Annotated in this window: 10 protein-coding genes and 1 tRNA gene; 1 reads left to right on the plus strand and 10 read right to left on the minus strand. The window is 54.8% G+C overall.

What is annotated here, in order from left to right:
- Positions 1-3: 3 nt before the first annotated feature.
- The 9 genes from BW919_RS04510 to BW919_RS04550 all read right to left on the minus strand — a co-directional run bounded on the left by BW919_RS04510 (position 4) and on the right by BW919_RS04550 (position 10,334).
- Positions 4-1,791 (minus strand): CpaF family protein, encoded by a 1,788-nt coding sequence (locus tag BW919_RS04510; protein ID WP_198324563.1) that lies wholly within the window; start codon positions 1,789-1,791, stop codon positions 4-6.
- 21 nt (positions 1,792-1,812) lie between these two features.
- Positions 1,813-3,570 (minus strand): ATP-binding protein, encoded by a 1,758-nt coding sequence (locus BW919_RS04515; protein WP_088335850.1) that lies wholly within the window; start codon positions 3,568-3,570, stop codon positions 1,813-1,815.
- A 347-nt stretch (positions 3,571-3,917) separates the two neighbouring features.
- Positions 3,918-4,007 (minus strand) — tRNA-Leu (locus BW919_RS04520).
- Between the two features lie 47 nt (positions 4,008-4,054).
- Positions 4,055-5,296, minus strand: a complete 1,242-nt coding sequence (locus BW919_RS04525; RefSeq protein ID WP_088335851.1) for a hypothetical protein — start codon at positions 5,294-5,296, stop codon at positions 4,055-4,057.
- Positions 5,297-5,306: 10 nt separating this feature from the next.
- Entirely contained in the window at positions 5,307-6,602 is a 1,296-nt protein-coding gene (gene aspS, locus BW919_RS04530) for an aspartate--tRNA(Asn) ligase (protein WP_088335852.1), read from the minus strand.
- A 44-nt stretch (positions 6,603-6,646) separates the two neighbouring features.
- Positions 6,647-7,942, minus strand: a complete 1,296-nt coding sequence (gene hisD / locus BW919_RS04535; protein ID WP_157666038.1) for a histidinol dehydrogenase — start codon at positions 7,940-7,942, stop codon at positions 6,647-6,649.
- Positions 7,920-8,684 carry a 4-phosphopantoate--beta-alanine ligase gene (locus tag BW919_RS04540; protein ID WP_088335854.1) on the minus strand — a complete coding sequence of 255 codons (765 nt, stop codon included), beginning with the start codon at positions 8,682-8,684 and terminating at the stop codon, positions 7,920-7,922. Before BW919_RS04540 ends, hisD begins: the two co-directional genes overlap by 23 nt.
- The gene (gene coaBC, locus BW919_RS04545; protein ID WP_232452950.1) at positions 8,681-9,811 is read right to left on the minus strand and encodes a bifunctional phosphopantothenoylcysteine decarboxylase/phosphopantothenate--cysteine ligase CoaBC; all 1,131 of its coding nucleotides are present in this window, start codon (positions 9,809-9,811) and stop codon (positions 8,681-8,683) included. Before coaBC ends, BW919_RS04540 begins: the two co-directional genes overlap by 4 nt.
- A gap of 1 nt (position 9,812) precedes the next feature.
- On the minus strand, positions 9,813-10,334 hold the full coding sequence (locus BW919_RS04550) for a transcription elongation factor NusA (protein ID WP_157666040.1): 522 nt from the start codon (positions 10,332-10,334) through the stop codon (positions 9,813-9,815).
- A 177-nt stretch (positions 10,335-10,511) separates the two neighbouring features.
- Between BW919_RS04550 and albA the strand changes: the two genes are divergently transcribed.
- A complete protein-coding gene (albA, locus tag BW919_RS04555; protein WP_011019084.1) occupies positions 10,512-10,793 on the plus strand; it encodes a DNA-binding protein Alba in 282 nt (93 codons plus the stop codon).
- Here the strand turns inward: albA and BW919_RS04560 are convergent.
- Entirely contained in the window at positions 10,759-13,143 is a 2,385-nt protein-coding gene (locus BW919_RS04560) for a hypothetical protein (RefSeq protein WP_088335857.1), read from the minus strand. The genes albA and BW919_RS04560 overlap by 35 nt on opposite strands.
- Positions 13,144-13,156: the final 13 nt, after the last annotated feature.

The following is a 13,156-nucleotide window of genomic DNA, read 5'->3' on the forward strand; positions in this document are numbered from 1 at the left end:
CCGTTAGTACCCCGAGATACCCACTTTTTCTAGTACCGACTCCCTATCCTTGTAGAATTCGTGTATGAATTTCCCAACCTCCTTTACGTGCCTTATATTATTATCGACTAGGTAACTTAAGATCCGCTTACGTATCTCGATTTCGTGAAGTATTTCATCCATGCTCATTCCGGTTTTCTCCTGAATCTTCTTGAAGACCATGCTCGGTACTTCCGTACTCGTAACTTCATCAGTCTCCGGTTTCCACTCGAACACTGTGTTCAACTGTACGGTTTCTCCCTCCATTCCAGCGATTTCAGAAATTTCTGTGATACGCCTAATTGAACCAGACCCACGCTGGAGAAACCTATTCTGCATTACTATGATATCGAGAGCAGGTATCATAATGTTCGGGACGTTCATAGGTTCGTTGGTAAGTCTGGTAATAGTTTCACGGGCTGTGTTAGCGTGTAATGTTCCCATACAACCGTCGTGTCCCGTATTCATAGCGGTGAACAACGTGCGTGCTTCAGGACCTCGTACTTCTCCTACTATAATCCTGTCGGGTCGCTGTCTGAGTGTATTCTTCACGAGGTCGTCCATAGTGATTTCACCACGACCTTCTATGTTAGGTGGTTTAGTCGTCAACCGTACCCAATGCTCGTGGGGAAGCTGGAGCTCGAGGGTGTCCTCGATGGTGATCACTCTCTCCTCTGGTGGTATGAAAATACAGAGGCAGTTCAAGGTCGTGGTTTTACCACTACCCGTACCTCCAGCAATCAGGATGTTAGCGCCGTATTCGACGGCTAGCCACAAGTAAGCCGCGGCCTCGTAGCTGAGCGTTCCGAACCTAATTATGTCGGTTATCGTTAGCGGATCTTCCCTGAACTTACGGATCGTGAGTGTTGGGCCGTCTGGACTTACCGGGGGGATGGTAGCATTTACTCGGCTACCATCCGGTAAATGCGCGTCTAGAAGTGGGTTTTCACGGTCTATCCTCCTACCTGACTCCCGGGATATCCTCTCTATCACCGTGCGAATCGAGCGTGAGTCGACACGGAAGTTACATAAACACATCCCATGATCGCGGTCGTACACGTAGACGAAGCAATTCCTGGCGGTACCCCCGAGTACGACCTCTGGTACTACCATTATCTCCTCTAGGTTGTCGTCTTTCAACAGCGGGTGTATCTCCTTGTACCCAACCATTTCGTACATGAGTAGGTGTGATAGATCGTCCCTTATAACTTCGAATTCCGGGTACTCTTCTAGCACTGCATCGAAGTTCTCTTTCACCAGCTCGACGAACGCGTTTTCCCTCTCCTTGAGAGTGGTGTACTCTGTGGGATCGAAATCTATGTTCATCGACAGGATATCCTTGATCTCGTCGATGGCTTCTCTGAATTTATCATCGTCGCGGACGTACGGCGGTGCTTGTGGTCCAAGGTGTTTCAGGACTTTCGTCCTGATACGTTCGAAGTTGTAGTACCGCTCGTACTCCTTCGATATATAAACAGGCACCGGTTGATCCGGATACTCCACGATCCTGCGAACGTCATCGTCGCACAGCGTCTTCCGTTCCTTCCCTTCCTCCTCCGCCGATTCGTGCACTTCCAGGACTTCTGCGGCCTCCTCGGACGGGAGTGGGGAGATCTTCGATTCCCCATCCTCGCGGTTCTTTTCACCGGTTTCGGTTTCTTTGACGGTCTCGAGGCCTTCCGACTTCGAACCTCCTTTCCCGAGTATATCTCGGAGTAGGTCGTCTTCCTCCAGACCTCCGATAAGGTCTTTGACGTTCCTCTTCCTGGGCACCCTCATAACCTCCTTCCGGTGTTATAACTCTAGGTCCTCGAGTAAGTCGTCCAAGTCCTCGACTTCCTCCGTCTCCTCCTCCACTGTACTTGTATCTCCGTCTACTTTTCCGGTTTCTGGTTCTATCCTCTCGCCCTCGGTGGTGTCCTCACTACCTTCACCTCCCATGAGTTCTTCCATCGTCGTGGCCTCCGCGAGGATCGAGGCCCGAAACGTACCCACTACCTCGACGTCGGCGAACTCTACACCACTCTCGCGTAGAAGACTGATAAACCGGGTGGGTGTGGTCCCCTCCAAGTCCACGTACACGTCAGAACCCAGGGTCGAGACGGTACGAACTCCTGGAATCTTTTCGATCCCGCTCACATCCTCTTCGGCAACACCTTTCACCACTACTGTCGTTACCGGGATTTCCGTTTCCTCGGTGCCGAACTTGTCGAGGTCCGCACCCTTACGCTGCAGGGTCAACGCGATGTGCTTCTTCAACGCCTTCTCGACGATTTCGCCATCGATGACGTCCCTCCCTTCTTGGATGCGGATCGCCTGGGCGAGCTGCGCGATGTCTCGAGCGTAAGCGAACGTGGGTTTCAATCCCCAACCTCCTTCTTCCTCTGGCGTGAACGCCCGGCGGTAGGTTGCTAGGGCGTCTTCGGTGTACTCCTCTCCCATATCCTCTAACCGTCTCCTGAACAGTTTCACCGCTTCTTCCAAAGGTGGGTGGGATAGGTGTACGAACAGTGGAGCACGACGCAAATGGGCCTCGTCGAACACCGTGATCGGTAAGTTCGTCGAGAAAGCCGCGATGAAGTCGCAGAACACTTCGACCGCAGTACCGCCGACGTGGATTATATCCTTCTTGTTCTCCATCGGTACGATCAATCTGTTCAGGATAGCGATATGCGAGTCCCTCTGACGCCCCACGTCGTCCACTAAAAACACTCCACCGTGGGCCTTGACGTGTGGAGGTACCTCGTAAACACCCTTATCCGCGTCATATCGGCCTTGGAGGTCTTCGAGGGTGAGTTCCGCTCCCGTGAACACGAACGGGGCGTGTATCTTCACCCACCGCTCGTCCCCTGGTTGCTCCCGCCGGGGTCTCGGCTCGTGGAAGTCCGGATCGTATAGTTGTAGTACGCTACCAGCAACGTACACGGCTTTCGGGATCACGATTGGTGGCAGTAGCTTCGCCATGCGACTGAGTGTGAACGTCTTTCCCGTACCTGGGGGTCCGAAAACGATGATGCCTCTACCGCTGGTCGCCGAGAGGTAGTACGTCCGCTTGGCTTCCTCGGCCCCTATCACGTCGTGGAAAGCGTACTCGTACACTTCTTCTGGTATCTCGATCGGGTATCGTCCCTCGACTTGATCACCCACGACCTCCCGGTACATCTCGTAAGGTACTGGACACACACCAATGTACGGGTTCTCTCTCATGATGTCCGCGGCCAACTCGCGTCCCTTGGGAGTCACGTCGAAAGTCGTGTTCTGGAACATTGGACCTCCTCCAGCGTGACCCACCAGCTTACGATCTTGAAGTTCGTCGACTATGTCCTCTAGTATCGGGATCGGAATCCTAGTAATCTCGTAGATTTCCCTACCGCTCACCGGCCCCCTATCCGCGATGACTTTGAGTACGAGGTTTTCGATATACTCCTCGGGTAATCCCAAATCCTCGATAGATTTTGGTTTAACCAACGACTCCACTACTTCGACTATTTCCGGTCGGTTATAGTATTCCTCTACAGCTTCCAAGATTTCGGGTGGTAAGTCTTCAGCCAACGTCTCTCACCCCTGTGTGACCGGCGCCTACGCGACCAATCCCGGCATCATACACTCGTAGTGAGAAATCCTTTTCGAAAACTTCCAATCGGGGCTCCGTCACCTTAGACCGCCGGAGCAGTCCTCCCCTAAGTTTCTCCCGCGGGAACGACTCGAGTTAAGGGGATCCGGACCAAACGTTCATCTCGAGCTTCCGACGCAGCCTTCCACCCGACTTCATTAAGTTATCCTCATTATGCCACCATTCCCATGAGAACCGGAGCGTACGGTAGTTATCGCGTCCCGAGCTCCCCAGTCCCCGGACTCACGGTTCCCTTTTCGTTACGATCATTGTAACGATTTCCGGTTGGTGCGGGGGCCGGGATTTGAACCCGGGACGGCCCTACGGCCACGGGATCCTAAGTCCCGCCCCTTTGACCAGGCTCGGGCGCCCCCGCTCCGTCCACAACTCACCCACATCCCCAGCTCTTATTAACTTTGCTCCCTATTCGCGCTTCTTGCTCGTCAACGGTGGCTCGTAACCTCGCCAGTCCATGTCGTACGGGGTAACTCGGGCCGGTACCTTATCCACCTCGTAGTACAACCAAGCCTCGAAAGGTGGGTCCCCTTCCCCCCACGGTCTACCGTGCTTGAGGTTCTTCAGAACCACCGGCTTCATGAATTTCCAATCCGGATACTTCTCCCAGAACTCCTTCGATGGTTCAACTGAAAATTTTAGCGCCAGTGAAAATATCACCAGTGAGGATATCATCATAGATACTGCGCACCTCTTCTCGTACCACAGAGGTGAGGTGACGATCAAATAAGGAGGACCGAGTCTTTTAACCACGAGGCCCGCAGACGTGTATGCTACGCTGACTAATTTTAACTTCAACGAGTGTCTCTCCGTTAACATCCCCGATATCACCGGTGATACTATCAACATATACCATAATACAGCGGCCATCTCGAAATTACCCGGCGGTCTCCATTCAGATACTACCCCCAGTAATTTCGAGATCAAACCAGGATTATGGTAAGCTAGTAAGCTATGTGATGCACTAAGGTTCGGGTCAGGGATCGCGATCGTTATTGCGGCTCCGATCACGAACGCTTTCCAAACTATTAGGAAAGTTTTCCTTCGATCGGGTGAGACATCCGGGATCAGTACGAACAGTACTGCCAGCGGAAGAATTTCTAACCACCCATCGTAGAACAATCCTGTAATAGCTCCGAGACATGTAGCGAGCGCTATCTCACTCCTACTGATTTTCCCGACTACTAGCGATTTGGCCAAGAGTGTCCCGAACACTGGGTACGTGAGTAGGCAAATCGTCCGTTTGCCTCCTAAGAAGTGACTGTAGTGTATCGTGTAAGTGGTAGTTAAAATCCATGGGATTACGGAACCCATCTTCGGCTCTATTAGGAACGATAGAATTGACCCCAGGAATCCGAACGCTAACGCGATTAGGAATCTGTAGTCGCTTTTCGGTCCACCTTTCGGATTTATGACCAGCGAACATAGTGGGATTATCGGGCTTCGGTAAATGAATTGTTGTTCATCCTTACGCCACCAGCTGACTTTCGGATAATCTCCGTGTTCCGAATAGTATTTCGCTATGAACCCGTAATAGAACCAATCGCAAGTAGGCGTTGGATAGAGGTAACTGAGGTATGTGGACGTGGAGAAAACCGAAACGCCCGAGATCAGTAGTAGGAGCCTGAAACGGTAGCCATCCCGAATCATCGCGTTACCCTCATGGATGTAAGCGTTTACGGTCCCGCGGGAACAGGGTTACTTCACGGATGTTCTCGGCATCCGTGATAGTCATCAAGGTGCGCTCCAGTCCGAGTCCCCACCCACCGTGCGGCGGCATACCGTATTTGAAAGATTCGAGATAGTATTTGAAGTCCGCCGGGTTCAGTCCTTGCTCCTCTATCTGTCGGACGAGCATGTCGTAACGGTGTTCTCGCTGGGCTCCGGAGGCGAGCTCCAATCCCTTATACATTAAGTCGAACGCTGTCGTCACCTCGTCGTCCTTGGCCATGGTGTAGAACGGCCTAATCTCTTTCGGCCATTCGGTTATGAAGAACGGTTCTTCGAAGATTTCCCCGAGTTTGCGTTCGGCTTCGGTCGGTAGGTCCTCACCCCACTCGACCTCGATACCGTGGTCGGACAGTAGATTCAGAGCCTCCTCGTACGTTATACGTTCGAACGGTACCTCCAGCTCTGGCAACTCCTGATTCAACACCTTGAGCTCCCTCTCACACTCTTCTCGCACTTTCCGGAAGATGTGCGCCAGGAGCTTCTCGAGCACCCGCATTACGTCCTCCTCGCTCTCGATGAACGACATCTCGATGTCCACCGAGATGGCCTCATTGAGGTGCCGTCGCGTGTTATGCTCCTCCGCGCGGAAGATTGGGCCTATCTCGTAAACGCGCTCGAATCCTGCGGCCATGAGCATCTGTTTGTAGAGCTGTGGACTCTGCGCTAAGTACGCGTCCCTCTCGAAGTACACCACTGGGAACAGTTCTGTACCACCTTCCGTCGCCGAGGCGATTATCTTCGGCGTGTGAACCTCGATGAACCCGAGCTCCTCGAGGAACTCCCGGATCGCTGAGGTCACCACGTTTCTGATCTTGAAGATCGCTTGGGGTTCCTCGCGACGGAGATCCAGTACCCGTGCGTCGAGTCTGGTATCTAGGTCAGCGTCCACCTTACCGGTCGGATCCAGGGGCAGGTGCGTGTTCGACTTCGATAGCACCTCGATGCGCCGCGGGATGATCTCGACGCCTCTGGGGGCCTTCTTGTTCGCCTGGACGATACCCTCGACACGGATTACCGATTCCTTGGTGAGCTTCGGTACCTTCTCGAACGTCTCCTTCGGTACCTTCTGCCTCGGAAGCGTCAGCTGTACGATCCCAGTACGATCGCGCAGGAGTACGAATTTGATCCCGCCTAAGTCCCTCACCTCGTGGACCCAGCCCGCCAATCTCACTTCTTCCCCGTCCCGCTCGGGAGTGACGTCTGCAGTATACGCGTCCTTGAGCATTTTCCACACCCCAGTCCGCGCGCATTGACTACTCTTAAGAACCCTCAGGACCTGCGCACCTTCACCGCCTCCGCGTGGTTCGGTAGTCCTTCACACTCGGCCAGCTCCTCTACGATCGGAGCGAGGTACTCCACGTCCCCCTCCCGTAACTGCTGGATCGGGATAATCTTCACGAAGTCCCACGTGCCTAGAGCACCCCTAGCCCGTGCGAACCCGCCGGTCGGTAGCACGTGGTTGGGGCCCGTGGCGTAGTCCCCAAACGGCACCGCGGTCAAGTGACCCAGGAAGACGGTGCCCGCGTTTTCCACTCCCTGTAACAACTCCTCCGGGTTCTCCACACATAGCTGTAGGTGCTCCGGTGCGTACCGGTTGGCCAATCGGACGCACTCCTCTAGGGAGTCGAGTACGACTATCCATCCGTTCCTGTCGAGCGCCTTCAGGACTACCTCCTCACGCTCTATCCCCGCGTCCAGTAACTCCTCGATACGTTCCTTCACGGCACGGGCTATCTCCTCCGAGTCGGTGGCCAGTACCGCCGCAGCGTTTGGATCGTGTTCCGCCTGGGCGATGAGGTCCCGTGCCAGCCAGTCCGGGTCGGCCGAGTCGTCCGCTATCACGAACACTTCGGAGGGACCCGCCGGCATGTCCACATCGGTTAGCCCTCTTGAGTATGCTAGGAGCTTAGCCGCTGTCACGTAGACGTTCCCAGGACCCACGATCTTGTCGACTCGGGGTACCGACTCGGTTCCCGTGGCCATCGCCGCGATGGCCTGCGCACCGCCGACCCGATAGACAGCGTCCGCGCCGGCTATCTCAGCCGCCACCAGCACCTCCGGTGAGGCACGTATGTCGTTGTCCACTGGAGGCGTACACACTATCACCTCGCGACATCCCGCGACGCGTGCCGGTATTACGGTCATGAGGGCCGTCGACGGATAGGACGCGCGTCCACCGGGAACGTAGCATCCTACTCTCGGAACGGGTCGGAATGTGAGACCACACTCCGTCCCCTCCACGTCGAAGGTTATCCTGTCCACTCGTGGTATGGACTTCCTGTGAAACTCTTCGATACGGTGGGCCGCTTCCTCGAGCGCCTCCACGGTACGCTCGTCCACGAGCTCACGGGCGACCTCGAAATCGTCATCGGATACCCGGAGGTCCTCAGCCTCTAGCTCGATCCCGTCGAACCGTTCGGTGTATTCCAGCAGCGCCTCGTCACCTCGTTCGACTACGTTCTCGAAGATCCGCTCGACGTCGGGTAAGACTTCCGTCACGTCCATCTCCGACCTGCGTAGGATGCGTTCCAGCTCTTCCTCTTCAGGTCGCACCAGCAGCCTCATCGGACAACACCCGCAGCCGCTCTCGGATGTGGTCCAGAACTCGGGCCAGCACGCGCCCGTTATCGTACTCTCGGAGCACATACCTCGCACGATCTTGGTCCATCCTCTCGTACTCCCGCGTGATCTTTCGGACGCAGCGCACGACGTTGTCGACGATGGTGATATCGGCACTACGAGCCGTGCGAGAGAGCGGGTTCAAGTCTATGGCCACGACGGTCTTCCCGAGCTCCTTCAGGGCGTTGGTCCGGTCCCCGTCTTCCAGGGGTACCAGGACCACGTCCGCCCGATGGATCCCACGATCGTCGACCACGGCTCGAGGAGAGGACAGATTCGGGAGTCTGACGAGATGCTCCGGATCGACGCCTAACACCCTGTCGGCTCCGGCCTCCTTAAGGACCTTGGCGATCTTCTTCACTCGATCTTCCGTCCTGTGGAACAAGTTCACTTCGAGCGGGGCACCGGTGACCTCGGAGAGCTCTACGAGATCCTCTGAGCACAGGGCGGCGGTGTTCCCGTTCACCGATATCACAGGGTGTTCGGCGAGCTTGAACGCGGCTGCCGCCGCCTTGATCGCTTCCCGAACAGGCGGAATGGTTTTCTCACCGATTAAGTAGTCGAACGCCTCGCCCCTACCTTGGGCGATCATTCCTTGAGGTACCACGTATCCATCTTCGAAGCCCTGCACGAGGCGCTCACGGATCTTCAACACCTCCGCCCTCGGGTGATCTGGTGGTATCTTCACCCGCGGTCACACCCCGGGGCACGGAGCAATTTCGAGAGGGCGTCTACCAACTTCTTGGCTAGCTCCCGCTTGTCCCCTCTCAATCGTTCGATGACCTCGCCGTTTCCGTCTAATATCCACCACTCCGATTCCTCGGCACCGGCTGTTTTCGGAGGGTTGGCGACGACGAGTTCACACGGAACTTCGTCCAGAAGCCGTCGGGCTCCCCTCACCGGCTCGGGATCTAGCTTGAACGCCACCCTAACTCCGTCGAAATCCGGAAACACTTCTCTTACTATCTTCTCGGTGGGGATTAGACGGATTTCGTGCTCACGTCGCGAGTCCAGCTTCCCGTCGGCGCGCTTCGCCGGTCGAAAGTCCGACGGTGCCGCCGCCATCACGATAGCGTCCGCGTCGTCGGCCCTACTCACGACCTTCTCGAGCATTTCACGGGTTGTTTCCACCTCCACGCGCTCATCCGTCGGAGGCGGATCTACCCGGAGCGGTCCGTGGATAAACACGACTTCGGCCCCACGCGCACGAAGCTCGCGGCATATCTCACACGCCGTCCGTCCCGAGCTCCGGTTGGTGATCACCCGAACATTGTCCAACGGCTCCATAGTCGGCCCTCCGGTAACCAAAATCCTGAAACCCGACAGTTCCCCCTCCACAGCTCTTACTATCTCCCCTATTGGGGCCAGCTTCGCTTTCCCCTCCTCGATCACGGGTCCCACGACGATGACTCCCATCTTCTCCAGTCGGCGTAGGGTCTCTCGAGCCGGTGGTGACCGGTACATGTGTAAGGACATCGCGGGGGCGACGACTAATCGTTTCCCGGCCCCTAACGATGTCAAGGCCGTGAGGGGGACGGGGGCATCTGCTACCCCGTGCACGATCTTGGCAAGGGTGTTCAGCGTGGCCGGCACTACAACCACCACGTCGGCCCACTCGGCTAGCTCCACGTGCTCCGCCCGTGATGTGAGTCGTGGGACGACATCCTCGGCCGCGAATCCCAGTGCGTCCTCACCCACGAACCTCAGGGCTTCCTCCGACGTAACGACCCGTACTCGATGACCCCGACGTGTCAGTTCCCGGCATACGTCCGGGGCGCGATACGCGGCTACGCTACCCGTCACGCATACGACCACGTTAACCAAAGGTCACCTCCACCTCCATCCCCGTGAGCTCTTTCACCGCCTTCTCAAGCTCCTCTGTGTCTGCAGGCGCTCGGTGCCGGTCCCTGTGATGAATCACCGCCTTGTAACGCTCACCGTCCGGCTCGTAGACCACGTTCACACTGAGCAACCTCGCCGGTAAGATTAAATCTTGCACGAGTTTCCTCAACTGACGCACGTCCTCGGGATCCTCGACTTCCTCTACGACGCGCACCTTCTTACCTAAGTGGTCCGATAAGGCCCTGGAAATCCTACCCCGCTTGCCGATGAGCTTCCCTGCCATCCCCTGTTTCGTCACCAGTACCACTAGGTTTCCCGTATCTACGGTCCTCAGCAGCGCGACGTCTTCGAGTGATGGATGATCTTCCTTAAGTTCCACCAGCTTCTTGGACACTTCAACGTCTGTTTCCGTGATCTCTCCCCGTTCCAGTCTCTCCTCGCACCCCGGGCATAGAAGCCCGGTCTTCGCACACACTTCACAGATCGGTAACTCCAACGTCAAACCCCCGAGAATCAGGTTCACGGAGTTGCCGTGGGAGCCGTCCGTTAAAAAGTTGACTCGTAGGGCACCCGGCCTGTGTGGCACGTTCCCGAAACTCATTTACTGGATCCACGGCACTGCGCACGGCCCAGCACAGCAACGCGATAATCGAAGTGGACGGGGGTCCACACAATGGCTGAGGAGGAGAACGTCGTGTACGTCGGCAGCAAGCCCGTCATGAACTATGTTCTAGCCTGCATCACGCAGTTCAACGAAGGAGCCAACGAGGTCCGAATCAAGGCTCGTGGTCGCGCCATCAGCCGTGCGGTCGACGTCGCTGAGATCGTCAGGAACCGCTTCATGCCGGAGGTCGAAGTCAAGGACATCAAAATCGGTACCGAAGAACTCGAAACGGAGGAAGGAGACACCGTCAACGTGTCTACGATAGAGATAGTACTCGAGAAGCCTGTATAAGTGTAAGGCTTTTTGGCCACCTTCCTCGCCTCGTCTTCCTGATTCTCACCCGAATCGGAAACGGGGTCGGGAACGTCACCCCGCGATAACCCTTGGAACTTCCTTTGCCTTCTACTCCGAGCCGTGGAGGGACATACCCTACAATTTCATGTTCCCTCCCCATCGTTCTTGGGACACTAATCGTGGTGGCGTTAACTTCACCCATCAGCCTACCTAAAGAGTCCGAGAAAGACGCTTCTACCACGTAGACCCCGCTCTCTGCTAACTTAACCCACACGTCCACGTACAGTAACCTATGACCTTCAAAGTGAACTTTTACCTTCTCTACGTTACCACTAACCATTGGATTACTTCGTCCCGATAGATCGACGAGAGCGCTTCCGACCACTTCGTTCAATCTCTTCACTACCACTGTTAGGTATAAACCTATACTAGTTGTTATGAGGCCGTAATCCGTGTTCACGCGAATTCGGAAGACGGTCTCATCTGCTCTTTTCGTTACCTGACCAGGGGGTAGATTTAATGTTGTTTTAATCATTCTGTACCTCACCGGTATGACCAGGTTATATCCTCCGATGTAATCTTCGATGTAATTCTGAATGCTCCTGATCGTGCTGGAATATACCACGATTGGAACTGATGGCATCACGAACGTTCCCTGTCCGGTCTCGTATATTACGGCGTTTACGCTACCGGACCTTCCTGCCTCTGAATCTGGACAAGTAATACTCTTACTAGTTGTTACGACTACAGCCGATTTAATTTTGTCGGAAGCTACAGTCAGGGTCGAAGCCCAGAGTTCCCACAATTTCACATCACTGAACCTATCCTCTGGTAACGGTATGTGAGGCACTAATTTAGGGTCCTGAGCCCTATTGTCCGTGGTTCCGAATACCCACAAGACCTCGTTGACTGCCTCCTTTTCTTCCTGCTTCTCTTTTTCTTGTTCCTGTACTATTTTCGACACTGCGAGCACGCACGGCGTCGCGTACGTCTTCTCTTTTTCACTGATCACTGCTACCGGAATCGGGAACGACCTGATGCCCTCCTTACCGAGGACGTCCAACCAGAAAATCGCTATAGGATCTTCCACGCAGATACTAATCAACGATATCGGCGTGCAACCCTTAGGAACGATGGCTGCGGGTTTGTTTTTAATTATAACTCGAACTTCCGGTCTGTCACCTACTTCCAGGACCGCGGGTTGACACCAGATGACTTCACCGTCGACCTTTACCTCGCCCGTGGGTGGTGGGTTCAATAACTCTTTAAATTGTGGCGCTGGGTCCCTGCCGTCCTTCCATACCGTTAGGAATACCACCGTTCCGTCCTTTAAGACAGTGTGGGAAATAAATACGTTCCTAATATGAGGAGAGCAGTTCATGTCCGACAGTTTCGTCCAGACCATCGGTAAATAAGTATCATCGGCGGGTGAGTAACCCAGAATCGAAAGGTAAACTCCACATTCCTTCCACCGCTCCGTGTACGCTACCGCGACCCATTTTGCCTCTAACTTTCGGTTCCCGAGTTGATACTTGTAGTACTTAGAGGAGTACTCCTTTGGGATGTCTGAGAGGACGTCGACATCAAACGTGGTTACGTGCTGAAAATCGTTGACGATAGAGCTGGAGGTTACCTCTATTCTGTCATTATCATCCGGATCCACTCGAACTAAGGCGGAGTAAAGGTCAGAACCATACTCCTCGACAGGTTTCCTCAAGTTCTCCACCGTGTATATTATCAGGAACAGGACTCTCTCCACGCTGCCGTTCTTCCCGTACTCGTAGCCTACGTGTAATACTCGGACTCGGCTGACCTTTCCTTGTGCCGGTATCACCTTCCTATCTCCATCTTTCATCTCCGGAACGTACAAGGTCTCCTCTTTGAATCTTAGGTATTTCTTGAACGACAGGTGCAGTGTGTGTAGGAAGACTCCGTTTTCACTCGGTCCGGCTAAAAGTACGATTCCTTCCTTCCCTCCTTTTATTGTAGCGTAAGCGGCGTCGGTTGGTTTCTCTTGTATTGACATCAGCTTAAGTGCCCAGCCGTTCCAGTTCACGATCCATATGTCTGATGACTTTTGTGATGATCTCGTCACTACGAGTACGCCCTCCGCCTCCACTCCTGGTTGTATTTTCACTCCCGCCGTGATCTTGCACGACGCACAGTACTCCCCGTCCAGCTTGACGTCCCCTGGGGTGAAAGCGTCGTAATACGGATCAGGGAACATTGCTTTCAGATCTTCTCTCAGTTCCTCGTATGGATCACCTTGAAGTTTCGACGAGGTCGCAGTAACGGGTGCGGTCACGGCAAAAAACATTATAAGTAAGACTTGGGCGGTGTGACGCATGGTTCGGATTCCC

Origin of the sequence: Methanopyrus sp. KOL6 (assembly GCF_002201915.1) — an archaeon.
In the GTDB taxonomy this organism is placed as follows: domain Archaea; phylum JAADCQ01; class Methanopyri; order Methanopyrales; family Methanopyraceae; genus Methanopyrus.